The organism is Ruegeria sp. AWH4_226 (assembly GCF_056159225.1).
Map to the genome: position 1 here is coordinate 801,921 of NZ_JBSWUU010000001.1, position 25,041 is coordinate 826,961.

General features: G+C 54.9%; 25 protein-coding genes. 12 read left to right on the forward strand and 13 right to left on the reverse strand.

All coding sequences use genetic code 11. The features are described from left to right. Window positions 1-10: 10 nt before the first annotated feature. The 7 genes from ACXAET_RS03830 to ACXAET_RS03860 all read left to right on the forward strand — a co-directional run bounded on the left by ACXAET_RS03830 (window position 11) and on the right by ACXAET_RS03860 (window position 7,570). The gene (locus ACXAET_RS03830; protein WP_068335077.1) at window positions 11-1,111 is read left to right on the forward strand and encodes an extracellular solute-binding protein; all 1,101 of its coding nucleotides are present in this window, start codon (window positions 11-13) and stop codon (window positions 1,109-1,111) included. 66 nt (window positions 1,112-1,177) lie between these two features. Then, the gene (locus ACXAET_RS03835; RefSeq protein ID WP_475181335.1) at window positions 1,178-2,449 is read left to right on the forward strand and encodes an ABC transporter permease; all 1,272 of its coding nucleotides are present in this window, start codon (window positions 1,178-1,180) and stop codon (window positions 2,447-2,449) included. Between the two features lie 5 nt (window positions 2,450-2,454). Further along, on the forward strand, window positions 2,455-3,666 hold the full coding sequence (locus ACXAET_RS03840) for an ABC transporter permease (protein ID WP_475181338.1): 1,212 nt from the start codon (window positions 2,455-2,457) through the stop codon (window positions 3,664-3,666). A gap of 160 nt (window positions 3,667-3,826) precedes the next feature. Further along, window positions 3,827-5,047 (forward strand): aminopeptidase P family protein, encoded by a 1,221-nt coding sequence (locus ACXAET_RS03845; protein WP_475181340.1) that lies wholly within the window; start codon window positions 3,827-3,829, stop codon window positions 5,045-5,047. A 128-nt stretch (window positions 5,048-5,175) separates the two neighbouring features. Continuing rightward, window positions 5,176-6,018, forward strand: coding sequence for a glycosyltransferase family 25 protein (locus ACXAET_RS03850; protein WP_475181342.1), 843 nt, complete (start codon window positions 5,176-5,178; stop codon window positions 6,016-6,018). Window positions 6,019-6,146: 128 nt separating this feature from the next. Beyond that, window positions 6,147-6,515 (forward strand): group I truncated hemoglobin, encoded by a 369-nt coding sequence (locus ACXAET_RS03855; protein ID WP_475181345.1) that lies wholly within the window; start codon window positions 6,147-6,149, stop codon window positions 6,513-6,515. Next, the gene (locus ACXAET_RS03860) at window positions 6,512-7,570 is read left to right on the forward strand and encodes an adenylate/guanylate cyclase domain-containing protein (protein WP_475181349.1); all 1,059 of its coding nucleotides are present in this window, start codon (window positions 6,512-6,514) and stop codon (window positions 7,568-7,570) included. The genes ACXAET_RS03855 and ACXAET_RS03860 overlap by 4 nt, the downstream gene beginning before the upstream one ends. 3 nt (window positions 7,571-7,573) lie before the next feature. Here ACXAET_RS03860 and ACXAET_RS03865 read toward each other — a convergent pair whose 3' ends face one another. The 9 genes from ACXAET_RS03865 to guaA all read right to left on the reverse strand — a co-directional run bounded on the left by ACXAET_RS03865 (window position 7,574) and on the right by guaA (window position 16,850). Next, window positions 7,574-8,188: a TetR/AcrR family transcriptional regulator gene (locus tag ACXAET_RS03865; protein ID WP_475181354.1), complete on the reverse strand. Its 615-nt coding sequence runs from the start codon at window positions 8,186-8,188 to the stop codon at window positions 7,574-7,576. A 79-nt stretch (window positions 8,189-8,267) separates the two neighbouring features. Continuing rightward, window positions 8,268-9,137 (reverse strand): polyphosphate kinase 2, encoded by an 870-nt coding sequence (ppk2, locus tag ACXAET_RS03870; protein WP_475181358.1) that lies wholly within the window; start codon window positions 9,135-9,137, stop codon window positions 8,268-8,270. A gap of 49 nt (window positions 9,138-9,186) precedes the next feature. Continuing rightward, window positions 9,187-10,137, reverse strand: coding sequence for an alpha/beta fold hydrolase (locus ACXAET_RS03875; protein WP_475181362.1), 951 nt, complete (start codon window positions 10,135-10,137; stop codon window positions 9,187-9,189). A 4-nt stretch (window positions 10,138-10,141) separates the two neighbouring features. Then, complete coding sequence (gene metA / locus ACXAET_RS03880; protein WP_475181365.1) at window positions 10,142-11,080, reverse strand: homoserine O-acetyltransferase MetA; 939 nt, start codon at window positions 11,078-11,080, stop codon at window positions 10,142-10,144. Window positions 11,081-11,120: 40 nt separating this feature from the next. Continuing rightward, window positions 11,121-11,993, reverse strand: coding sequence for an ATPase (locus tag ACXAET_RS03885; protein ID WP_475181369.1), 873 nt, complete (start codon window positions 11,991-11,993; stop codon window positions 11,121-11,123). Window positions 11,994-12,042: 49 nt separating this feature from the next. After that, window positions 12,043-12,939 carry a DMT family transporter gene (locus tag ACXAET_RS03890; protein ID WP_475181372.1) on the reverse strand — a complete coding sequence of 299 codons (897 nt, stop codon included), beginning with the start codon at window positions 12,937-12,939 and terminating at the stop codon, window positions 12,043-12,045. Between the two features lie 100 nt (window positions 12,940-13,039). Beyond that, window positions 13,040-13,987 (reverse strand): OmpP1/FadL family transporter, encoded by a 948-nt coding sequence (locus tag ACXAET_RS03895; protein ID WP_475181377.1) that lies wholly within the window; start codon window positions 13,985-13,987, stop codon window positions 13,040-13,042. A 305-nt stretch (window positions 13,988-14,292) separates the two neighbouring features. Then, the gene (locus ACXAET_RS03900; RefSeq protein ID WP_475181380.1) at window positions 14,293-15,195 is read right to left on the reverse strand and encodes a DMT family transporter; all 903 of its coding nucleotides are present in this window, start codon (window positions 15,193-15,195) and stop codon (window positions 14,293-14,295) included. 95 nt (window positions 15,196-15,290) lie between these two features. Beyond that, a complete protein-coding gene (gene guaA / locus ACXAET_RS03905) occupies window positions 15,291-16,850 on the reverse strand; it encodes a glutamine-hydrolyzing GMP synthase (protein WP_475181384.1) in 1,560 nt (519 codons plus the stop codon). An 80-nt stretch (window positions 16,851-16,930) separates the two neighbouring features. Here guaA and ACXAET_RS03910 point away from each other — a divergent pair, with 80 nt between their 5' ends. Beyond that, complete coding sequence (locus ACXAET_RS03910; RefSeq protein ID WP_475181387.1) at window positions 16,931-17,368, forward strand: GNAT family N-acetyltransferase; 438 nt, start codon at window positions 16,931-16,933, stop codon at window positions 17,366-17,368. A 6-nt stretch (window positions 17,369-17,374) separates the two neighbouring features. Here ACXAET_RS03910 and ACXAET_RS03915 read toward each other — a convergent pair whose 3' ends face one another. Then, on the reverse strand, window positions 17,375-18,076 hold the full coding sequence (locus ACXAET_RS03915; protein ID WP_224888828.1) for a DUF2270 domain-containing protein: 702 nt from the start codon (window positions 18,074-18,076) through the stop codon (window positions 17,375-17,377). Between the two features lie 155 nt (window positions 18,077-18,231). Between ACXAET_RS03915 and ACXAET_RS03920 the strand changes: the two genes are divergently transcribed. Further along, window positions 18,232-19,776 carry a trimethylamine methyltransferase family protein gene (locus tag ACXAET_RS03920; protein WP_475181390.1) on the forward strand — a complete coding sequence of 515 codons (1,545 nt, stop codon included), beginning with the start codon at window positions 18,232-18,234 and terminating at the stop codon, window positions 19,774-19,776. Here ACXAET_RS03920 and ACXAET_RS03925 read toward each other — a convergent pair whose 3' ends face one another. Then, on the reverse strand, window positions 19,777-20,076 hold the full coding sequence (locus ACXAET_RS03925; RefSeq protein WP_475181394.1) for a DUF6477 family protein: 300 nt from the start codon (window positions 20,074-20,076) through the stop codon (window positions 19,777-19,779). It lies immediately after the preceding gene. 241 nt (window positions 20,077-20,317) lie between these two features. Between ACXAET_RS03925 and ACXAET_RS03930 the strand changes: the two genes are divergently transcribed. Next, window positions 20,318-21,427 (forward strand): DUF6456 domain-containing protein, encoded by a 1,110-nt coding sequence (locus tag ACXAET_RS03930; RefSeq protein ID WP_475181398.1) that lies wholly within the window; start codon window positions 20,318-20,320, stop codon window positions 21,425-21,427. A gap of 146 nt (window positions 21,428-21,573) precedes the next feature. On the opposite strand, the gene ACXAET_RS03935 is transcribed toward ACXAET_RS03930, so the two are convergent. After that, entirely contained in the window at window positions 21,574-22,122 is a 549-nt protein-coding gene (locus ACXAET_RS03935; RefSeq protein WP_068335137.1) for a peroxiredoxin, read from the reverse strand. A 261-nt stretch (window positions 22,123-22,383) separates the two neighbouring features. On the opposite strand from ACXAET_RS03935, the gene lipA reads away from it, so the two are divergent. Next, window positions 22,384-23,334 carry a lipoyl synthase gene (gene lipA / locus ACXAET_RS03940; protein ID WP_475181404.1) on the forward strand — a complete coding sequence of 317 codons (951 nt, stop codon included), beginning with the start codon at window positions 22,384-22,386 and terminating at the stop codon, window positions 23,332-23,334. Between the two features lie 23 nt (window positions 23,335-23,357). After that, complete coding sequence (locus ACXAET_RS03945; protein ID WP_475181407.1) at window positions 23,358-24,488, forward strand: amidohydrolase; 1,131 nt, start codon at window positions 23,358-23,360, stop codon at window positions 24,486-24,488. On the opposite strand, the gene hpt is transcribed toward ACXAET_RS03945, so the two are convergent. Beyond that, window positions 24,475-25,017 carry a hypoxanthine phosphoribosyltransferase gene (gene hpt / locus ACXAET_RS03950; RefSeq protein ID WP_475181411.1) on the reverse strand — a complete coding sequence of 181 codons (543 nt, stop codon included), beginning with the start codon at window positions 25,015-25,017 and terminating at the stop codon, window positions 24,475-24,477. The two genes, ACXAET_RS03945 and hpt, sit on opposite strands and share 14 nt — an antisense overlap. Window positions 25,018-25,041 lie beyond the last annotated feature (24 nt).

Sequence of the window (25,041 nt, forward strand, 5' to 3'; positions counted from 1 at the left end):
GGAGTTTACTATGAAAGTAACAAAATCCACTCTTCTAGCCAGTGCGGTTGCTGCGATTGCAGGCAGTGCAATGGCCGAGGAGATGACGCTAGTTTCCTGGGGTGGCGCATATCAAGCCTCGCAAACAAAGGCTTACGCTGAACCCTTCATGGAGATGAACCCGGGATTAACGATCGTTTGGGACGAAAGCTCGCCCGAAGCGGTCGCCAAGCTGCGCGCAATGAACGAAGCCGGTAACATCACCTGGGATCTGGTGGACGTTGTCGCTGCTGACGCAATCCGCCTGTGCGACGAAGGTCTGGCGATGGAATACGACCCGGACGAGCTGCTGGCGGCGGCACCGGATGGTACTCCGGCATCAGAAGACTTCGGCGATCTTCTGGTCAGCGACTGTTTCATTCCGCAGATCGTGTATTCGACAACGGCGGCCTATCGTCCCGACCTGCTGCCGGATGGGGCACCAGCGCCTGACTCGATCTGTGCCATGTTCGACATGGAAACCTATCCAGGTAAGCGGACGTTGGAAAAGCGCCCGATTAACAACATGGAATGGGCGCTGATCTGTGATGGCGTAGCAAAGGACGATGTCTATGACGTTCTGGCGACCGAAGAAGGTCAACAGCGCGCGTTGGACAAGCTGGGAACAATCAAGGATCAGGTCGTATGGTGGGGCGCTGCTGCTGAGCCGCCGCAGCTTTTGGCCGATGGCGAAGTTGTTATGGGCACGTCCTACAATGGCCGTTGGTTCTCGGCGATTGAAGAGCAAGACCAGCCGTTCGAAATGCTCTGGGATGCGCAGGTGTTCGATCTTGACGGTTGGATCATTCCAGCCGGTCTGAGCGAAGAGCGTTTGGCGCGTGTCAAAGAGTTCGTAAAGTTCGCAACCGACACGCAGCGTCTGGCGGATCAAGCCAAGTTCATCTCCTATGGTCCGGCACGTGCTTCGTCGGCACCGTTGGTAGGTCAGCATGCTGAACTTGGTATCGACATGGCTCCGCATATGCCGACTGATCCTAACAACGCGAAGAACACGTTCCTCTACAACTACGAGTTCTGGGCCGACTATCGTGACGATATCGACGCCAAATTCCAGGCGTGGCTGGCACAATAAGCCGGTACTAAAATGCTCGGTTGGGGCCTGTCTTGGCCCCGACCCACCAAAAACCAAGGGACGCAGATGACTGACGCTACTCAATCCGGCCCGATGTTGGCCGCGGATGGCACGCCTCTGAAAAAATCGCTGGCGCGTTCATTGCGACGTCGCAAAGTTCGGGCTCTGGCCCTGATTGCGCCCTTGTTGCTGTTTGTCTTGCTCTCGTTTGTGATCCCGATCGTTTCGATGCTGTTCCGATCAGTTGAGAATAGTATTGTTTCCGAGACACTCCCACTGACAGTGGTCGAGCTTAGAAACTGGGATGCCGACAGCGGAGAGCTGCCGGACGAGGCACTGTATGCGGCCTTCGTAAAAGATATGATTGCCGCTGTTGAGGCAAAAGAACATACGCGGCTTGGTTCACGTTTGAACTATGAAGAAACGGGCATGTCTTCGATGTTCCGTAAATCTGGGCGAAATATCAAACGCCTGGACCCCGAAGCTGATGCGCCGTTCAAAGAAAAGCTGATCGATATTCACGAAGGCTGGGGTGAAGTTGAGACTTGGCGTACGATCAAAACGCACGCGGTTCCAATCACCAATGGCTATTTCCTCAATGCAGTCGACATGCGCCGCACGCCCGAGGGGCCAAGGGCGCAGCCGGAAGATAAGCAGATTCTGGTCAAACTATTTGGCCGCACGTTGTTTATGTCTTTAGTCATTACCGGTGCCTGTATTTTGCTGGCCTATCCGGTCTCGTATCTTTTGGCGACGCTGCCGATGCGGGTTTCGAACCTGTTGATGATCCTCGTTCTGTTGCCCTTCTGGACCTCGCTTCTGGTGCGAACATCCGCGTGGAAAGTCATGCTGCAGCAACAAGGAGTGATAAACGAAACGCTGGTCTGGCTAGGGTTTGTCGCAGATGATGCGCGGCTTGTGATCATCAACAACCAGTTCGGTACAATCATAGCGATGACGCATATCCTGCTGCCATTCATGATCCTTCCGATGTATTCTGTTATGCAGACGATCCCGCCATCCTACACCCGTGCGGCCAAATCGATGGGTGCAACTAACTGGACCACGTTCTGGAGGATCTACTTCCCGCAATCCATCCCGGGCATAGGCGCAGGGTCGATCCTCGTGTTTATTCTGGCTATCGGCTACTACATCACGCCCGAGATTGTGGGCGGCACCAAGGGTGTCTTTATCTCGAACCGGATCGCCTACCACATCTCATCTTCACTGAACTGGGGATTGGCGGCGGCTTTGGGGACAATCCTGCTGGCGGTCGTTCTCCTGCTTTACTGGTGTTACGACAAGATTGTCGGCATCGATAACGTTAAACTAGGGTAAAGATTATGGCTGCACTCACACCAATATCCCGCAAGCCGTTATCTATGGTCCTGCCTTCAGTTGCCATCGCCGGAGGGTTCGTGGGCATGTTCGTCGGTGCTGGGCAGGGCAATGTCCTGCTGGGCATCCTCTTGGGTGCTGCCCTGATGGCGGGCCTTGCTTGGGTCTATATCGCGGTGCTCGACAATGAACGCGTTGCACGCTGGATTACGATCCTTGGACTGACGGCGGCTGGATATTTCTTTGCCGGATTCACTGGATTCGTCATCGGGCTGCTGGTCGGCTGGTTCTTTGCCTTCTTTATCTTCTGGTTGTACGAAGGCCGCTACCGTCAGAAACTGCTGCCATATCTGACCGGTCGTCAGGTATTCGGACATTATTTGTTCCGCGTAGTCTGCGGAGCGATTTTTGTGTTCCTGATAACACCGATCCTCGTCGTTCTGCCGCTGTCCTTCAACGCACAGGACTTTTTTACGTTTACGCCCGAAATGCTGCGGCTGGACCCTGAAGGGTATTCGCTAAAGCACTACGAGGATTTCTTCACCAACAATGAATGGCAGCGCAGCTTCAAGAACTCGCTGATCATTGCGCCGATTGCGACAATCATTTCTGTGTCTTTGGGAACGCTGGCAGCCATTGGCCTAAGCCAATCGCACGTACCGGGGCGTCGGGCAATCATGGGTATCCTTATTTCGCCCATGATCGTTCCCTTGATTATCTCGGCCACGGGTATGTTCTTTTTCTACAGTGACATCGGGCGTTTTCTTGAAGGAACGCTGGGGATGGACAAGAACTTTGTTGGATATGTCAAAGTTATTCTTGCGCACGCTGTTCTTGGTATTCCGTTTGTTATCATCACTGTAACGGCCACTCTTGTCGGGTTTGATCAATCGCTGACACGGGCTGCTGCCAATATGGGCGCAGGACCGGTTCGTACGTTCTTCAAAATCCAGATGCCTCTGATTTTACCGGGCGTAATCTCGGGCGGCTTGTTTGCCTTTATTACTTCGTTTGATGAGGTTGTGGTGGTTCTGTTTGTAGGCTCTGCCAGCCAGAAAACACTGCCTTGGCAGATGTTTACCGGCCTTCGTGAACAGATCAGCCCGACCATTCTGGCTGTTGCAACTATCCTTGTTGTGATCTCGATCGCGCTGCTGACGACGGTTGAATTGCTGCGGCGTCGGTCAGAACGTCTGCGTGGTCTCAGCCCGGCTTGACGCGACCTGCAAGGTGATCTAGCGATTTCTTCATGCATCCCGGTCACGATGGCGTCGTGGCGCAAGGCGGAGTGCATGGCTCTCGGTTCCCGAGGCCGCTTGTCCTGAACGCCGGGACTTGTGGCCGGGCGGTGCCTGTCCGGCATTGAGGAGAGACCAGATGATCGACCTGAACAATCGCCCGGAATTTTTCACACGCCACAATGGCGACAAGGCGCCTTTGCCTTTCAGCAAAGCAGAATATGCACGGCGTCTCGCTAATCTGCGCGCGACGATGGCGGCACGCGATATCCCGGCGGTGTTGCTCACATCGATGCACAACATCGCTTACTACTCGGGCTTTTTGTATTGCGCGTTTGGCCGACCCTATGGATGTGTCGTGACGCAAGACAACTGCACCACGGTGTCCGCGAATATCGACGCGGGCCAACCGTGGCGGCGCTCGGTCGGGGAGAATGTGATTTATACCGACTGGCAGCGGAACAATTACTGGCGCGCTGTTGGGAGCTTATTGGGGTCGGCTCGACGCATCGGGATCGAGGCTGACCATATGTCATTGGCTATGCGCGACACCGCGCTGGACATGTTGGGCGGGCCGGAACTGGTAAATATCGCACCCGACACGATGGCTTCACGCATGGTGAAATCGACGGAAGAGATTGATCTGATCAAGGGCGGTGCCAACACCGCGGATATCGGAGGCGCAGCCATTCACGCCGCAATTCATGAGGGCGCTACCGAGCTTGAGGTCGCCATGGCCGGACGCGATGCGATGGAGGCGGAAATTGCGCGCGCCTATCCTAATGCTGAGTACCGTGACACCTGGGTGTGGTTCCAGTCCGGCCTGAATACTGACGGTGCGCATAACCCGGTTACAAAACGCGCGCTGCAAAAGGGCGATATCCTGTCGCTGAACACGTTTCCCATGATCTCGGGCTACTACACGGCTTTGGAACGGACTCTGTTCTTGGGCGAACCCGACGCGGAAAGCCTGCGTATTTGGCAGGCCAATATCGCTGCACATGAACTGGGTCTGAGCCTGATTAAACCGGGTGCAACCTGTTCGGGCATCTGTGCCGAGATCAACCGATTCTTCGCGGAGGAGGGCCTGCTGCAATACCGTTCGTTTGGCTATGGTCACTCCTTCGGAATTCTAAGCCACTACTACGGTCGCGAGGCTGGGCTGGAACTGCGTGAGGATATCGACACGGTTCTTGAGCCTGGCATGGTTGTGTCGATCGAGCCGATGTTGTGGATACCCGAGGGTCAACCCGGCGCGGGCGGTTATCGGGAACATGACATTCTTGTCGTGAGGGAGGCCGGAGCGGAAAATATCACTAGCTTCCCCTATGGGCCCGAGCATAACACGATACAAGCCTGACTTGACTGGCACTTATTTGATCAACCTTACCCGTCGACTTTGTCCAGCAAGAATAGGTACGACCGTGGTGGGGTTGATTGTCCGGTTTGGCGACGTGTATCTGTCGACAGTGTTTGAAAGGACGAGCCGTGGGACAATACGATCTGCCACCGCAAACAGGTGTGTATTTTATCAACCTGGATCGGGTCCCTGCGCGGGCTGCATTTATGCAGGATCAGTTCACTCTAACCGGATTGGTCGGCGCGCAGCGCTTCAGCGCAGTAGACGGGCAGCAGACCGGCGCATTAGACGGCAACAGGTACGTTCCCGGAGCCGGCACACGTTGGGGGCTGACACAAAGCGAGGTCGCCTGTTTCGAAAGTCATCGTGCGCTTTGGCAAACTGTCGTTGATCAGGGGTTGAAAGCAGTCGCCATCTTTGAAGATGACGTTGAAATGTCTGCTGAGTCTGGGTCGGTCATCGCTGCGCTGTTAAGCAATGGGGCGGATTTCGACCTTATCAAGCTGGATTACTCACCACGCTCTATGCGGTTCGGTCCGTTGCAGAGCATCGCGGATGTTCCGGTTCGGCCGATGCTTGAAATGGCACCCAGCTCGGCTGCTTACATTGTAACGCAAGCGGCGTGTCGCAAACTGTTGTCATGGTCAGAGAAATATTCGGACCACCTTGACGACTTTATTTCTCTGCCGCGCCCAAGTTGGAAAATATATCAGTGTTTTCCCGCCGTTGGGGTGCAGGTGATTTGGTCGAAGCAGCAGGACCAAACAGCAGAGCCCGTCAAGATCAGCGAGAGGTCGCAAGACCAGAAAACCAATAGTGGCTTGGACAAAGGACCCATGTGGTTCCGAATTCGGCGCGAGTTGCGGGCCGCCAGACGAAAGCTGTTCTGGCGCACGGGTGGGGAAACTCGTTTGAAAGCGCAAGGCGGTTTTATCGGCTTTATTCCTTGCGCCGATGATTTAGGCGTTTGAGCTAGACATCCCAATGGTGTTGCATGCAATTGGGTAATCTTTAGCTAAACTGCGTGCAAGCGTTAACAAATTCGCGCATTTGATATAAACTCCTAGTGTTATTTCTACTTACCGCTTGGGTGTGTGGTGTGGGTCAGACAATTTACGAAAGATACGGCGGGTTCAAAACGATCAGCCGGATCGTGATGACATTCTATGAAATGGCCTTGGATTCGGATCAGATCGGTGGCCATTTCGAAGATATCGATATCCCGCGCCTGGTAGATCATCAGACCAAGTTCGTGTCTTCTTTGGTGGGTGGTCCTGCGTCTTTCAGTGACGAGAGGATCGAGGCAGTTCATCGAAACCTCAACATCTCGCATGCCGATTTTGATGAAATGGTCGCGCTGTTTACCGAGGCCTTGTCCACTCACGGGATGAAAGATGTGGATATCAAGACTGCCCTGAACGCTATCGAGTCCAAACGCTCGATCATTGTCGCCCGCGACGCGGCATGAGCATTCTTGCGATAAACGAGCAGTTGCTTCGTGCGATAGGGGTCGGTGTTGCGGTTGTGCGGGCCTCGGATTTTAGCTTTGTTTTTCATAACGGGCCTTTCGGTGACTGGTTCGGAACCCCGGATGAGGGGCAAACGCTTTTGGATCTGCTGCCGTCGCTGGATCCGCGAGAACTGGATGACGTAAAGCAATCCGGACTTCGCTACTCGGTCGAATTGCAGATCAAACCAAAGCGTCGAACGCTGATCCTGGCAACGACAGTCTCGCTGGCGAGCGGTCTGTCCGAGCAGGTTTTGGTTGTTGAATGTCAAAACATCACCCGTATCCGCGAGTTGGAAAGCATGATCGACAGCTACTCGACCATGGTTGAACGCAACACGCGTGAGCTTGAGCGAGAGAAAGAGCGCGTGGAACGCTTGTTGTTGAACCTGATGCCGCGTGCCGTATACGAAGAATTCAAGACCTTTGGCGTTGTCACTCCGCAGCTATATGATGAAGTCTCGGTCGTGATGCTGGATTTTGTCGGCTTTACCGATTTTGCAGCCAAAACTGATCCAACAGTCACGCTGAGTGAACTGAATGACATCTTTACTGCTTTCGACCGTATCGTTGAACAGTTCGGGTGCGAGCGGATCAAGACAATTGGTGACGCCTATCTGGCCGTCTCCGGCATGCCGGATGCAACACCGGACCATGCCACGGCGGTGGCGCATTGCGCCGTACGGTTTCTTCGGTATCTCGAGCGTAGGAATGAAAGCCATCCCCACAAATGGCAGGCGCGGATCGGTTTGGGTATGGGCGCTGCTGTGGGATCGGTCGTGGGAATACAAAAGTATGTCTATGATGTCTTTGGACCGGCAGTGAACATTGCCGCGCGATTGCAAGTCTTTGCAAACCCAATGCATATCGTAGCCCCGGAAGAGATGAAATATGCTTTGATTGACGAGTTTCAGGTCTCGGACATTGGGCGTGTCGATATCAAGGGTATGGGTGAGATGAACCTGATAAACGTTTCGTCGGGTCTGAGTGTGCCGATGCGAAAAAGCAGGTTCTGATCGTCAGTCGTCTTGCGGTACCAGTCCCAAACCACGCAAGTAAATACCAATGCCGGATTCCAGCAAATCCTCGGGCGGGAAGGGAGAGCTGGCGCCGGTGTTCCGGGCATACAATTCAACCACGCCGTGACTCATGGCCCAGACATGAGCACTGAACATCGAAGCTGGCGGGCGCTTTTCAGGAGGGATGTGTTGCGACAAGTCAGCCGCGGCCATCTCCAGAACCGATTTCGCCCGGTTCGCCGCAAGCGATAATTCAGGTGTGCGGTTCACCGAGATACCACTTTCGAACATGGCGATGTAGTGGCCGGGGTGCTTTCGGGCAAATGCCAGATAAGCGCGGCCCGTCGCCTCGAACGCGGCCAAGGCCGAGGGCTGTCCCTTGTCATAGGCGTATTGCATCAGGTCCGCGAACATTTCAAACCCTTGACGCGCAGCCTCGGCTATCAGGTCCTCACGCCCCTGAAAATGTCGATAGACTGCGGCAGGCGTTACACCCGCCGTTTTCGCCGCTTCTGACAAGGTAAAGCCCGTCGGGCCTTTTTCTTCGATCAGAGACAGGGCCGCCTCAATCAGGGCCTGTTTTAGGTTTCCGTGGTGATACCCGCGTTTTGTCATACCTGTTTCAGGTGCCCTTGTTGATTAAGTCGTCGGGACTCTTGACATAATCCTTGCAGAGCGGATCGTCCACTCTGTGTCATGCGTCCCAAATCTTTGGGTCACCGCAGATTTTGGGATCGTTCGACCCAATAGCGTTCTTGTCTTTTTCGTCATAGTCCAAGGCGTGCAGGACGGTGCGAATAGCCGCAAGGCGGGCGCGCTTCTTGTCGTCCGACCGAACAATGGTCCATGGACAAAAAGCCGAGTGAGTCCGCGTGAGCGTCTCTGAGATTGACCGGCTATATTCGTCCCATTTGTACAACCCTTGCACATCTATCGGGCTTAACTTCCATTGTTTCAGCGGGTCCGTTTCGCGGGCCAGAAAACGGTTCAACTGTTCGGCCCGACCAACATTCAACCAAAACTTAAACAGCTTTATCCCGTCATTGACGAAACCTGTTTCAAGCGGAAGGACCTGCCGGAAAAACCGCTCACGTTCTTTTTCGGTGCAAAAGCCAAAGACGTCTTCAACAACGCCGCGATTGTACCAACTGCGGTCGAAGAATACGATTTCGCCAGCGGCTGGCAGATGTGGAATGTATCTTTGGAAGTACCATTGGCTTCGCTCCGTATCCGACGGTTTGCCAAGAGCCACGTCCGGCGCGCCGCGTGGGTTCAGGTTTTCCCGGAACCGTTTGATCGTACCGCCTTTTCCGGCAGCATCCCGGCCTTCGAATATTATGGCAATGCGCTGACCGGTTTCTTTGACCCAAGACTGCATCTTGACCAGTTCGATCTGAAGGCGCTCCATCTGTTTTTCGTAATCCTTGCGCTTCATTCTTTCTTTGTAAGGATATGTAGGATTCAGAATGTCGTCTTTCGACGACTTCTTGATGGCCAGGCGCACCTCTTTTGGCGCGTGTTTTTCATAATAGGTTTCGATGGAACCTTTTTCGGAACGGGCCATGTGTCACCTCGCCATAAAATCCAAGTCCTACTATGGATTAGGGGCGGGATTAACGCAAACCCGCCCGTTGTGCGGCGCGCTCGATTGCGGCGGCGACCTCGGGGGCGGCAACGACTTGGGGCATGTGTCCGATCCCTTGTAACTCAATAAGTTCAGCACCGGGTATCTCGTCGATCAGACGATGCGAGTGCCAGCCCAACCCAACAGTGTCATCGGCTGTTCCGTGGACAATTTCGGTCGGAACATCGATTTCCTTGTACCGAGGTTGCAAAGCGCGCACTTCTTCCAGTAGGTTAGCTCGCTGTTTGGCGTTTGCATGCATCGACGCGCGCCTTATTGAAAGGCCCGGACCGAAATGATTAGCATAGCCTTCCGGCGCGGTTTGTGGGGCAAATACCCGGTCCAAGGCTTTTTCTACATACCAACTTGGCACAAATGCGGTAATCAGAGGTAGGGCGGCGATGCGTCCGGTCGTGGTCGAAGCCAACTTGTTAAACCCGTCTAGCGGCGTTTCCCACGGGATAGCTGCAGGTGCGATCAGGACAAGCCCCGCGATGTTTTTCGGCCGTGTCACAGCCCAGGCAAGCGAAACTGACCCGCCATAGCTTTGCCCAGCGACAATGGGTTTCTCCGCGCCTAGCAGAGCAGCAGCTTCTTGAAGGATTTCCGCTTGTTGAACAATGGTTTCCCCATCGGGGTTAAAGCTGGAGCTATAGCCCAATCCGGGTCGGTCAAATACGATCACACGGAAGTTTTTGGCCAGTATCGGGGCCAGCGCAAACGTCATGTCGCGTGTGTTGCCGCTGGACCCGTGGATCAGGACGACATCCGGCCCTTTACCCATGACCACCGCGTGTACCGAGACACCATCCACGTCAACGATCTGACCTTCGGGTGGAAAGGCTGTCTCCGCGCGGGCTTCATTCCGCGAGGCGCGCCAGACGGCGACAGCCCAAAGCAAGATCAGAAGCGAAATAAGAATGACGCCGGCCCGTATCATGGGGTCAGGCCCTCAGATCGGTTTTTTCAACACCGATCCGATTGATGTCGTAAGGTGTGGTCTCGTAAATCTCGCTGATCCAGTTGCCATAGAGCAGATGGGCATGGCTGCGCCAGCGGTTCTGTGGAGTCTTGCTTGGATCATCATCCGGGTAGTAGTTGATCGGCACGTTAATAGGCGTGCCATTCGCGATATCGCGGTCATACTCCTGTTTCAGCGTGTCACTGTCATACTCGAAGTGGTTGAAGATATAGAGAGCACGGTGCGCCGGGTCTTCAACCAGACAGGGGCCAACATCTTCGCTGCCCAGCAATGTGGCCAAACCATCTGCGGCATCGATCTCGTCCTGTCGCATTTCAGTCCAGCGGCTCACCGGGATCACGCAGTCATCCGAAAACCCGCGCAGGAACGGCGAAGCAGGGTTTAGGTTTACATGACGAAAGCATCCAAATGCCTTGGCATCCAGCATGTGTTTCTTGACGCCGTGGAAATGATTGATCATCGCCATGCCGCCCCAGCAGACGCCGAAGGTTGAATGTACATTAGTCTGTGTCCATTCGAACACTTCACGCAGTTCGTCCCAATAGGTGACGTCGTTGAATTCCAAATGCTCGATCGGCGCGCCGGTTATGATCAGGCCGTCAAATTTCTCGGTCTTCACCTCTTCAAAGGGCCGATAGAATTCCGCCATATGCTCGGCGGCGGTGTTCTTGGTGCGGTGTTCGGTCATCCGGATCAGCGACAGATCGATCTGCAGCGGTGTCGCGCCAATCAGGCGCGCAAACTGGTTTTCGGTCTGAATCTTCTTGGGCATCAGATTCAGCAATCCAATCCGCAGCGGGCGAATATCCTGACGCATTGCCTGATCCTCCGCCATGACCATGACACCCTCTTTCGAGAGTACGTCAAATGCAGGGAGGTCGGATGGGATCTTGATTGGCATCAGGTAGCAAGCCTTTGATGTTACGATACAGAAGCGTTAACTAAGCGCGGTTTTTCCGGGTCTCAAGGGTGCGTTCGATCAACTCATCGAAATCAGCAGAATCACGAACATTGTGCATGTCATCCGCAGAAACCGTCACACCCCAATTGTCCGCCATCGCCTGATAGCGCGGCTGACGATGCGCTAGTGCTTGCGCGTAGGTCCATCGGATAAAAGCGTCTGGGTCAACATCCTCAGCCTGGCAGGCATTTTGCGCCAGGTAGTCGTTCCATGCCTTGGTCAGGAACTCGGGCTGATAGGACATCGGTTTGGGTGCCTTGTCAAAGCGGCGGATTAATTCGGCCGTGTGCGCGTCATCACCCTGGATCCAGATCATCAGGGTCCGGCTGGACAGTTCAGACAAGACATGATCCGAGGGGTTTGTCGGCTCAACCCATTCACAGATCGATCCACCCGTATCGCAGATGAAATGCGGATAATGATACAGGCGTTTTGCCCGGTCGATAAAGTATTCGGTATCCAACAGGGCGTGAATTTCAGCCTGCCGGAACTGTTCTTGCCTGCGGCGATACTCGGATATTTCAAGCCCACCCAGCTTCGGGTCTCCGGGCTTGCCCAGATAGGCGGCAACCGGTGTCAAGTTCTCGAACGAGATGTTCGAGCCGATAAAGATTGAATCCGTCAGCAAGAGATCACGCAGAAAGGGAACTTTCATCGCTTCGGCTTTGGCATTGTCGGCGATGTATTCACCCATGTAACGGGTGCCGATACGGTAATCGATCGAGTAGTGGAACCAATCGCCCGAGTCGCGCAGCACGTTCGACACATAGGTTTTGCCCAGACCCGACATCCCAAAGAAAAGAACTTTCTTACGGGGCGCATCACGCCAGTCTTTTGCCGAACTGTAAATCATCGTCCGCTATCCCTTTTTCCGACCTAGCTAAAACGGGTAGCGGGCGAGGTCAATCTCGGGCACCTGAACGGTTTAGGATCAGCAGCCCCAGTGCGAGGATTGCGAAACCCAGATAGGCTTGCAGGGGAAGGGTCTCATCCCTCAGAACTGCGCCCAGAACGATGGAAACGGGTGGAATAATCAGCGTGACCAACAACAGGTTGCCCGCTCCGGCCATTTTCAGAACGCGATAATACAACAGATAAGCGCCAGCCGTTGCGACCAGGGCATAATAGCCAATCGCCGACCACGTGATCAGAGGCAGGTCCAGACTGGGCACTCCATCAACAATCAGGGTGAGCGGCAGGATCAAAATGGTTGAACCGGTCAGCATCCCGGCCGCGGCCACCACAGGCGGCAGATCAGACAGGTTTACCCGCGCCCACGCTCCGGCCAGCGCGTAGGATATGGTACCGCCAACGATAGCAAGCTGAGCCATGCTCTGCAGGTCGAACGAGACGAAATTGCGCAGCCCAATCGCAATCGCAACCCCGAGAAACCCAAGCGCGACACCTATCGCTCGTGATCGGGTCAGTTGTTCATCCTTGAAAAAAATCGCTGCTGTAACGACCCCAAAAATGGCAGTCATCGCGTTGAGGATCGAGGTCAGGCCAACTTCGATGTAAAGCTGCCCCCAAGCCATCAGCGAAAACGGAATCGCGTTATTTAGAAGCCCCATGACAAGGAAAGCGGCCCATACGCGAGGGCTGCGTGGAATGACCAGCCTTCTGGCGAATACAACCAGCCACAGCACCAGCATGGCCCAAAATACGCGGTGGAAAACCGATGTCATCACCGGGATCGTGTCGAGCGCGATCCGGATCGACACGAACGACGCGCCCCAAATCACTCCGAGCAGAAGAAGCTCGATCCAAGCGCGTGGAGTTAGGTGTTTTTGTGTTGCCATGCCCCGTTTTTGCATTGTTGGCACAACTGTTCGACCCGGAACTTGCGAAAAGAAAAACCCCGCCTTCTGGGCGGGGCTTGACGTTTTTCTTGGGTTTGGTTCAGCCCAGAGAATAGGTGATCTGGAAACCAACGCTCCACGCGCTATTGCCGGTAAAATCGGCCGTTTGGCCAAAAGCACCGTCGGCAGTCGCATCACCAATATCGGTGTACTGAACACCTGCGGAGATTTTTGCTTTTTCCAGACTGTAAGTGCCGCCGAGACCAATGCTCCAGAACCCGTCAGTGGGACCGAGGTTTGACACGGGTTCACCTTCATCCGTTTCATAGCCGAGCGTCACGGCACCTGAGAATTCGTCCGTGAACTGGTATCCCAGACCCAGAGAATAGGTGAAGGTTGCGTTGTCATAATCGACCAACGGAGCACCGACGATTCCGCTATAGACCGGAGGCTCATAGCTTAATTGTGGCCAGTCAACCCATCGGATCGAACCAAACAGCAAGGTCTTGGGCGCAACACCTGTTTGAAAGTCAAGGTTGACTGATTGTGGTGTTTCGATTTCGGTTTCGGTCTCACTCGGAAAGCCAGCAACAATTTCGGTTTGCTTCAAATCATGAGAAATCTTCGAATTGTAGGTCAGCGAGACTCGCGCCGCAATTTCCGGCTTTTCCCACGCCACCCCGACCACGTAACCGAAATCGATCTCTTTGTCAGTGTCAGTAGAATAGTCGCCAACGATTGGAACGCCGACTTCGGCGCTGACACGTTGTGCGCGTATTCCGCCAATTGCGCTGAACCCATTGTCGAACTTGTAGCGCAACAATGCCGTAATGGCATCTGTGTCCGCTTTTGCCCGCAAAGAATTAGGTTGCGTGGGATTCAAGGGATTAATTGAAAGTGGATATTGAGATGCGTAGGCAATGTCGGCCCCAAATGGCTGGTCGTAAATAACCGCCAGGTCAAGCTGCTCGGTCAAAGAGGTCTTGAAACCCAACTGCGGCGAAAAGAAATCATTAGTGACATTGCCTGAATCAACGGGCTCACCCAAGCCAAAGATATTTGGCATCGTTCCGCTTACGTCAGGATCAGTATAGCTTAGCCTAAACTGAACAACAGTTCCTTCTTCGAAAATCAGGTTTATACCCTGACCACTGCGGTCTAGCCCGCCCGCATACGCTCCTGTTGCCCCAACGCTCAGCGCGCACGCCTGCAATAGCGCTTTTCTCATTATGTCCTCCCAAAATTTTTCCTGTAAGTAAGGCCCGATTACCCGAGTGGTGATAAACGACCTTGTCTTTCGTGCCCGATACTTTCTCAAGCTTTACCTTACCGTCAACTAGTGACGGTGCGTTATCAGCGGTGAGTGTGGCCCGAATCTGTTGCTAATCTGCTACGATTCTCGGCGTGGACGTTCAAAAAGATACCCGAAAAGATCACCGCGGCCCCCAAGAGCGTCCAGTGATCCAGCGGTTCTTGATACAGAATCATGCCGACTACCGCGATTGTAGGTAGGCGGGCAAAGTCGAAAGGGACAACCACGGTTGCCGGGGCGATGGCCAGAGCGTTCGCGATACAGTAATGCGCCAACAGGCCCGCAAGTCCGACCAGTATCAGGAAGGGTGCTGTATTGAGTGTCGGCAGAGCAATCTGTCCGTCGATGCCCGAGGCGATCAGTCCGAGGACCGCTTGCATAACCGCTAACCAAAACATGATGCAGCCGATGCTGGCGAATTGGGTCAACTTTTTCGTGGAAATCGTTGTAAGAGCAAAGAAAATTGCCGAAAGTGCCGCAGCCAGAACGCCAGCATTCAAAGGGACAGCGCCAGGTCTTGCGACGATCAGAATACCGGCGAAACCGATCAACGCGGACAGCGCCCGTACCGAGGTCAACCGTTCACCTAACAAGAGAGGCGACAGCAGAATAACCCAAATCGGTTGGGTAAATTCCAGCGCAAAAACCTGTGCCAGTGGAATCACGGACACGGCGTAGAACCAAAGGTTCTGACCCGTGAAGTGAATCAAGTTTCGAATTCCGTGAAGCCCTAACCTATGTGTCGAGACCTGTGTCCATTTCCGTGTCAGCGTCAGAAACAAGGCCACGACACATATGCCCACCAAGCTGCGATAGAACATGATTTCGAACGTATCATGCGTCACGCTGAGCTCGCGACCAGCAACGGCCATCGAGGAGAATGAGGCAATCGCCCCGGTCATCCAAAGCGCGGCCTTGCCAATCTGCGGTTTGCTACTGTCCATCTTCCTGCCTTGGGGACACTCGGGAATCCGAAGTGCAATCTATGGGTTTCTGGCGGGACTTAAACAAACAATGTCGCGACGAAGCCACGCTTGAGTTATTCCCATTCGATCGTGCCTGGAGGTTTCGAAGTGATGTCATAGGTGCATCGGTTGATGCCCTTGACCTCATTGATGATGCGTGTGGCTGTCTCGCCAAGGAATTCATGGCTGAACGGGTAGTAGTCGGCGGTCATGCCATCGACGGACGTGACGGCACGTAATGCGCAGGCATAGTCATAAGTCCGCCCATCGCCCATAACGCCCACGGTTCTAACCGGAAGAATTGCCACGAAAGCCTGCCAAATCTCATCATAAAGACCGTGTTTGCGAATTTGGTCGATATAGATCGCGTCCGCCTCGCGCAGAATGTCCAGCTTTTCACGCGTGATCTCGCCTGGGCAGCGAATGGCCAGCCCCGGTCCGGGGAAGGGGTGGCGGCCGATAAAGCTATCGGGCAGGCCAAGCTCGCGTCCCAAGGCACGCACTTCGTCCTTGAAAAGCTCGCGCAGGGGTTCAACAAGCTTCAGCCCCATTTTCTCGGGCAAGCCGCCAACATTGTGGTGTGACTTGATGGTGACCGACGGACCACCTGAGAACGACACGGACTCGATCACGTCGGGGTAGAGCGTACCTTGGGCCAGAAACTCGGCCCCCTCGATTGTGTCGGCGTGTTTCTGGAACACGTCGATAAAAAGCTTGCCGATGATCTTGCGCTTGGTTTCAGGGTCGGATTGGCCGTCCAGTTCGCCCAGAAACAACTCGCTTTCATCCGCGTGAATGAGCTGAATGTTGTAGTTGTCGCGGAACATGCCGACGACTTCCTGTGCTTCGTTCTTACGCAACAGGCCGTGGTCCACGAATACGCAGGTAAGCTGATCTCCGATCGCCTCGTGAATAAGGATCGCCGCGACCGAGCTGTCGACGCCGCCAGACAGACCGCAAATGACCTTTTTGTCACCGACCTGCTCGCGGATCTTGCGGATCATTTCGTCGCGATAGGCACCCATGGTCCAGTCACCGCTGAACCCGGCGAGTTTGACAAAGTTTTCGTACAGTTTTGCGCCCTTGGGTGTGTGATGCACCTCGGGGTGGAACTGAACTGCATAGAAATGGCGAACCGTGTCGGCAGTGATTGCAAAGGGCGCATTTGGCGAGGTCCCGAACACCTCGAACCCCGGAGCGATTTGACTGACGTGATCACCGTGGCTCATCCAGACTTGTTCGTTTCCGTCGGCGAACCAACCGTTCAGAATGTCCAGATCACCGGTGGGAGCGACGAATGCCCGACCAAATTCAGCCGTGCCGTGGCCACTTTCGACCTTGCCGCCCAATTGGTGCATCATCACCTGCTGGCCATAGCAGATGCCTAGAATCGGCACGCCATAATCAAAAATCTCTTGTGGAGCACGCGGGGATCCTTCGCGGGTGACGCTGTCCGGCCCGCCCGAGAAAATCAAAGCCTTGGGCGCCATGTCGCGCACAAAGTCCATCGTGACATTCTGATAGGGGTGGATTTCGCAGTAGACGTTTAACTCGCGCAGGCGACGTGCAATCAACTGCGTCACCTGGCTGCCGAAGTCGATGATCAATAGGCGGTCATGGGATGTCTGGCTCATGACTGGCTCTTAGGTCGCATGGCGGGTATGTGCAAGCGTTATGAGGGCGTTTTCAGCGCAACGCTGAGGGAGAATGAAGAATGTCGGCCATTCGTTTCATGGATGCAACGCAGAACGACGTCGAGGCGATAGTTGACTGTATATCTGCAGCTTATGCCAAGGCGCGGGAAACTATAGATGATCTGCCCGATGTAACGGCAGGCATTGCGCAGGAGATTGCGGATCACAACGTGCTTCTGGCCCGCATAGGTGAGCAATTGGTTGGCGTAGTGATATTCGCCAGAAAAAACACGGCGATGAAAGTTATCAATTTGGCCGTCTCGCCAAAGGCGCAAGGGCAGGGGATTGCCGCACAGCTTCTGGCGAAAGTTGAGGACATGGCAAAAGACTGTGATTGCAGCCACATGGAACTTCGCACCCATCGCCTGATGCTGGACACGCGTGCGATCTATGCGCATCTTGGTTGGGTTGAGACGGAGGTCGACGAAAATTCGGTGGCGTTGCGAAAAGACTTTTGACGGGATTCAACCCATGGAGTCTGAACTTGACGTTCCGCGCTCTGCAGCGCGGCGCAGGTCGACGCGATAGCTCCAGATGGCAAGGGCGCTCCACGATCCGACGTAAAGTATACCGATGCCGATGATCGCTTCGCCCGGAATTGGCCCGATATCCGCGCGATCAATGAAGTTGCGGAAACTCCCTACCGGAGTTGGATGAACGACCAGTTTGCCAATGTGCGCCAATGCCTGAATGATGAGAATCCACAGGTAATTTCTGCGAATGCGTCGCCCGGCGGCAACCCAGAACCCGACGTGATACTTTGGATGCAAATAGTCCTGGGCAAGCACCTTTTGCCAGTTTTCCTCCATGTGCAGATCGCCATCCATCAACATGGGCGCATAGAAATGTGTCTCCATCCACCGGGTACGCGCACGCCAGACGTTGAAGTATCGATAGCGCCGCGCCTCAAGCATCAGAAACAGGATGATTAAAACGCCCACCAATACCAGCGGCAGCGGCGAAGCTTCAGGGGAAGAAAACGAGATCGACAGCGCGACACCCAGCGTAACAACGGCCCAGTTCGTCGTTGTGTCCAGTCGAGTGCGCCACAACGTGCTTCGATACACCTCTCCGCGGTACAGATGTGCGACAGCACCGATCTCGGCCGCGGTGAGGGTCGTACGCACAGTTTCAGATGGCGATGTGGCCTGATCTTGGGTCTTCATCGCATTATCATGCCCGTAGTGGTCAAGGCGGTCAAAGTTTTTGGAGATGCTGCGCCCATGTCGCTTTTCCCCCCAGAGCGCCGTAAATCATATGCTGGCGCGTGGCGCAGTCCTGTAACACAACCTCCAAACGAAGTATCAGATGGGATTTTCTCATGGCAGAGGCTAACACCCGGCGCAGAGCCAGAGGCGGCGGTGGCGCCGCCCGCCGCGCCGAGCGCACCGCAGTTCGCATCGAAACGGCGAAGTACATCGAACGGAATATTCCAAATTTCGAAGTTCTGAACGAAGAAGCCTTGGAAATCATTGAAACCAACGCAGAGACCATTCTGGCCGAGGTGGGCGTTAACTTCGTCGACAATCCGGATGCCCTTAAGCGGTGGAAGGATGCCGGGGCCGATGTTGATGGTGAGCGTGTGCGCATTCCGCGCGGACTGGCGCGCGAGCTGATCAAAACCGCCCCCAGTCAGTTCACCCAGCACGCCCGTAACCCGGAGAAATCCGTTGTTATCGGTGGCCGCAACCTTGTTCTTGCACCGGTCTATGGTCCGCCCTTCGTGCGTGATATTCACGGCGGTCGTCGCTATGCGACTATGGACGATTTCAACAAATTCGTGAAACTGGCCTATATGTCCAAATGGCTGCACCATTCGGGTGGAACCGTTTGCGAGCCTACAGACATTCCCGTGAACAAGCGTCACCTGGATATGCTGATGGCGCACATGACTTTGTCTGACAAGCCGTTCATGGGCTCGGTCACGGATCCCAGCCGGGCGCAGGATTCCGTCGAGATGTGTGAGATCCTGTTCGGCAAAGACTTCGTTCAGGAAAACACGGTGATGACCTCGCTGGTCAACATCAACTCTCCGATGACTTTCGACGACGTGATGATGGGCGCGCTTGAGGTTTACGCGCGCAACAACCAGGCCTGTATTATCTCCCCCTTCATCGTCGGCGGTGCAATGGCTCCGGTTTCGGTTGCGGGAACGCTGACGCAGGTTCTGGCCGAAGTGCTGGCGGGCATTTCCTATAGCCAGATCATCCGTCCAGGTGCGCCTGCGATCTTCGGTGCGTTTGTGACCTCGATCGATATGAACTCCGGCGCGCCGACTTTCGGCACACCCGAGGCCGCGCACATCACCTATGGCGCGGGTCAGTTGGCGCGTCGCCTGAACCTGCCATACCGTTCGGCGGGATCGTTCTGCGGATCAAAGCTGCCTGACGCGCAGGCTGCTTATGAAACGGCGAACTCTCTGAACATGGGGCTGATGGCAGGCGTCAACTTTATGCTGCACTCTTGTGGGTGGCTCGAAGGCGGTCTGGTTGCCGATTTCGAGAAGTTTGTCATGGATGCCGACCAGTTGGGCGTTTTGCATGGACTGGCAAAGGGTGTGACCTATGACGAAAATGCACAAGCAATGGAGGCGATCCGCGAGGTAGGTCCGGGCGGTCACTATCTGGGCTGCGCCCATACCCAGGCGAACTTTAAAGAAGCCTTCTGGAAAACGGACTTGCTGGACTACAAGCCCTATGAAACCTGGGAAGACGAAGGCGCGCGCGACACGCGGCAGCTGGCCGCCGCGCGGGTCGGGCGTCTGCTGGCCAATTACCAGCAGCCGCAGATCGACCCGGCTATCAATGCCGCATTGAACGAATACGTGGCAGAAAAGAAAGCATCGATGCCGGATGCCTTCACCTGATCATTGATACTGCGCGGCGCGGCTGGCCTGAAACAGCTGCGCCTCGCCCAGCAACGCGATCAGCAGATCAAGATGACGGACCAGCGAATAGGATGCATCTTCCTCAAGACGCTGTGCGTTGACCTCTCTTTCCAGTTCCAATAGCCGCACCAATGCCGCACCCGGAGAGGGCATGGACCCGTATCCGATGATGCGCTGTAGGTACCGATCCCGATCATAGTCCTGTGCCCCAATTTTTGCAGCTCGCGCCAACAGGCGTGGGCGGCGAAGGGTCGTAATCATAGTCATCAGGTCCTGCATGTCGGGGTTCCTTTGTCTGAGTGGACTTTCCCCGACATGTTGCACAACCTAGGCGGGTGTTGCCTTGATCGGGGTCGCGCCGAACTTTGGTTTCATGAGTGTTTATGATTTTGAATCAAATCTGTTGCTTGTCTCCGTGGGTTAACGAACAAGTAACGAAAGCGACCCTAGTTAGAATTGGTTAACAAATTTATCGGGGGCGATTGAAAACAGACAGTAGGGGCGACAAGGGCAAGTAACTATGCAAAACAACGAGGCTTTCACCATTCCGGCTTGGGTACCAGAGGGGGCGCAGCGATATCTTGCCCACACAGAAACCGGCCAATCGATCCGCGATATTGCGCGATCCGCAGGGTGCCATGCTTCGACCGTCCTCAGACAGATCAGGCGCATAGAAACGCGCCGGGACGATCCGTTGGTGGATGCCGCACTGCAGTCCTTGGCCCAGGCGCATTTTGCAGAAACACCAGCCGTATTGGGCAGCACGTTTCATGTGACACAGGAAGAAACTGCCGCCGCCAAGGACGAGGAATTCAACCGTGAGGCGCTGCGAATTCTGCGCCGATTATGCGAAACAGGCGCGGTCCTGGCGGTCGCCGAAGAAATGGACAAGGCTGTTGTCGTGCGTGACGTGGGCGAGGGGGGTACAGCCAGAACGGCGGTAGTGGATTGCAAGATCGCACAGGCTCTGGCCTTGAATGACTGGATTTACTGTGACAACCCCGGCCGTATCTCACGCTACCGAATATCTTCATCGGGACGTTCCGCGCTTAGCCAATTGATCGCGGATGATGAGAACAAGGCGCGTGCACGCAATGAGTTCGGCATGTCCGAGGCACAAACACCCTTTCAGTCGCAATTTGTGCAAGGCAACAGCGTGACAGCAAAGTCACAGCGGTCAAGACGCATTCGCTACTACGCAGCGGAAAGCCCGTTGATCGCCTTGGCGCGCAGGCGCGACCGCGATGGCAAACCCTTTCTGGACGAAACGCTTGTGGCCGCAGGCGAACGGTTGCGCGAGGATTTCGAGCTGGCGCAGATTGGCCCTCAGGTCGCGCAGAATTGGGATCACTTCCTGACAGCAGGCGGGCGCGGCAGCTTCGGGCCCGAGTCTCACGGCGGGCAAGGGGCCTCAGATGCACGTAAACGCGTTGAGAACGCTTTGTCGGATCTTGGTCCGGGGCTAAGCGATGTGGCGCTGCGGTGCTGTTGCTATCTTGAAGGGTTGGAGCTTGCTGAAAAGCGCATGGGCTGGTCAGCGCGTTCGGGCAAGATTGTGCTGCGGATCGCACTACAAAGGCTCAAGCGGCACTACGAAAGCCAGTCGGAACGAAACCGAATGATTGGGTGATCTGCTTGATCGCGTTCAGAGGCTTTGATCTTTTTTGATACCTGAGGTTCTGCGACAAGTTAGTGAAGGGGGTGTTGCTGCCGCGCAGGCCTTAACACGTAAAGACCCGCCAGCGGCGGGTCTTTAGCAGCAGGTGGGCTACAAACTTAGGCCAAAGCCGGCTCGTTCGCTTCGTCAAGGTGCTTTTTCAGATTGTCGGGTGAGGACACGCCATATGGATCCTCGGGGCAGTTGTCCATCAGACCCGGCTCTTCGAACCAAGCTTCAACGACACCGTCATTCACGATGGCAGCATAGCGCCAAGAGCGCATGCCAAAGCCCAGATTGTCCTTGTCGACCAGCATGCCCATCTTACGGGTGAACTCGCCTGAACCGTCCGGGATGACCTTGACGTTTTCAAGACCCTGATCCTTTGCCCATTTGTTCATGACGAAGCTGTCGTTGACGGACATGCAGTAGATTTCGTCAATGCCTTTTTCCTTGAACTCGGCATAGCCGTTTTCAAACCCCGGAAGCTGATAGGTCGAGCACGTTGGGGTGAAGGCACCGGGCAGCGAAAACAGAATGACGCGTTTGCCTGCAAAGTAATCCGCAGTTGTCTTGTCTTCCCAACGGAATGGATTCGGGCCTTCGATGGCCTCATCACGGACACGGGTGTGAAAGGTTACGTCGGGCAGTTTGGTACCAGATTTCATATTCATGTTCCTGTGATTCACTTGCTTTCGCCCCGCCGTTTAAAAGAGTTCTAAACTGGCTTCAATGCGAATAATGCTGCAAGTGCGAATGAAATTGAGTATATAAAAATATGATTATTAGCAAATAATTATGGGCGTCTTGTGAGGATATGCTGCAAGTGCGAACTGCGCTGTTATGGCAGGTATGCACGGGTGGTGTAGCTAATGGCTGCGGTTTATACTATGTCAAAGCAAAACGACCCTTAGTCAGGATAGCCAACCGTGCGTGATCTGAAGATCCCAGAACAACGTCATCCGGAAAAGGCGCATCGTAAGGACAATGCGCAACCGAAAAAGCCGAAATGGATCCGTGTGAAGGCGCCCGGTGGGAAGGGTTACGCCGAAACGCACAAGATCATGCGGGAAAACAATCTGGTCACCGTCTGCGAAGAGGCCGGGTGCCCGAATGTCGGCGAATGTTGGAGCCAGGGTCACGCCACCATGATGATCATGGGTGAGATTTGTACCCGTGGCTGCACATTCTGCAATATCGCGACTGGCCGCCCAGAGACACTGGATGTTTTTGAACCTGGCCGTGTGGCGCATGCTGTCCAAAAGCTCGGCCTGAATCACGTCGTCATCACGTCGGTTGACCGGGACGATCTGGAAGATGGCGGCGCGGACCACTTCGCCCAGACCATTCGCGCGGTGCGACACCGTTCGCCCAAGACGACGATTGAGATTTTGACCCCGGACTTTCTGAAATGCGATCCTTCGGTTTTGGAGGTCGTCGTCGAAGCAAAGCCGGACGTTTTCAACCACAACCTTGAAACAGTTCCCGGCCTGTACCCCGAGGTACGCCCCGGCGCGCGCTATTTCCACTCGCTGCGGTTGCTGCAACGGGTGAAAGAGTTGGACCCGTCAATATTCACCAAATCCGGCATCATGGTTGGCTTGGGTGAAGACGAACAACAGGTTCGGCAGGTAATGGATGATATGCGCGCAGCAGACATTGATTTCCTGACAATCGGTCAGTATTTGCAGCCAACTCCGAAACATCATGGAGTTGACCGTTTTGTGACGCCCGAAGAGTTTGCTTCTTACGAAAAAGCGGCTTACGGCAAGGGCTTCCTGATGGTGTCCGCAACGCCTCTGACCCGTTCGTCCTATCACGCCGGAGATGATTTTGCGCGTTTGCGTGAAGCGCGTCAGAAGAAATTGGACCAAGGGTGAACTCGGAAACAGCGGAGCGGTTGATGCGACTGCGCCACGACCTTCACCAATTTCCTGAGATTTCGGGGCAAGAAAAAGAAACGGCTGCCAAGGTTGCGGCCGAATTGCGCGAGTGCCATGCCGATCAGGTGCTGACAGCCATCGGCGGTCACGGTGTGGCGGGTGTTTACGACAGTGGGAAAGACGGACCAACCGTTGCCATCCGGTGCGAGCTGGACGGGTTACCGATTCAGGAACTGTCCAACTTGGCATATCGCTCACGCGTTGCGGGTAAGGGGCATCTGTGTGGGCATGACGGACATATGGCAATTGTTCTGGGCGTGGCCGAGCAGCTTGGTCAAAATCGCCTCACGAAAGGCCGGGTCGTTCTGATTTTTCAACCAGCCGAGGAAACCGGGCAGGGCGCTATTGCCTATCGCAAGGACCCAAAGTTTCCCCAGATCGCGCCGGACTATGTGTTTTCGCTCCATAACCTTCCGGGCTTGGCATTGGGTGAGGTCGAGCTGTGCGCGGGCTCGGCGAATTGCGCGTCTCGTGGGATGAAAGTGGTTCTGACGGGAAGAACGTCGCATGCCGCGGCGCCGCAAGATGGTGTGTCTCCAGCGGCGGCCTTAACGTTGTTGATGCCGAAATTGGCCGATTTGGGAAAAGGCGGGCCAATGGACGCAGACTTTGCGCTTACCACCGTGACTCATGCGACCCTTGGTGAGCCGACTTTTGGCATAGCGCCGGGTCGGGCTGAACTATGGGTGACGCTTCGTACCGTTGCCGATGCGCGAATGCAAAGCTTGATGGCAGAGGCCGAGGCGCTTGTTGCGCATACCGCCTCGGACCAGGGTCTTGAGCATGAGATCACTTATGAAGACGTCTTTGAGGCTTGTGTAAACGTGCCCGAAGCCGTCGACGTTCTGCGACAAGCATGCGCTGCAACGGATGTGCCATGTTTGCTTACGCCCAACCCGCAGAAGTTTTCCGAAGATTTCGGACAATTTGGGAAAGAGGCAAAGGCAGCAATGTTCTGGTTGGGGGCAGGGGCGGACCACCCGCAACTGCACAACCCGGATTACGATTTTCCTGATGCCTTGATCCCGATTGGAACTGGGATATTCCTTGCGGCTATTCAGCAGGTGCTGGGTCCGTTTAGTCGCCGGTAAAGCGCACCTTGCCGATAAATGGCAGATTGCGATTGCGCTGTGCGTAGTCGATGCCATAGCCCACTACGAACTCATCCGGGATTTCGAACCCGATCCAGTCAGAGCGGAAATCAACCTCGCGCCGGCTGGGTTTGTCCAGCAGAGCAATGGATTTCAACCGAGCCGGTTTCCGGCTGCGCATCAGCTTCGTCACGTGGTTGAGCGTGTGGCCGGTGTCGACAATATCTTCGACCACCAAAACGTCGCGTCCTTCAATTGCGCCACGTAAGTCCTTGAGTATACGAACTTCACGACTGCTTTCCATCGAATCGCCGTAGGAAGATGCCTCAAGGAAATCGACCTCGATCGGCAGGTCCAGTTCGCGCACGAGGTCAGCAATGAAGACAAAGCTGCCACGAAGCAAACCAACCACGACCAGTTTATCCGTTTCGGCGAACTCGGTACTGATCTCGCGGCACAGCTCTTCTATCCGGGCGGCGATGGCCTTGGCCGAGATCATCTCATCTATCACATATGCGCGGTCCGTCATCGCAGCCCCCTTGATCTTTGGCGC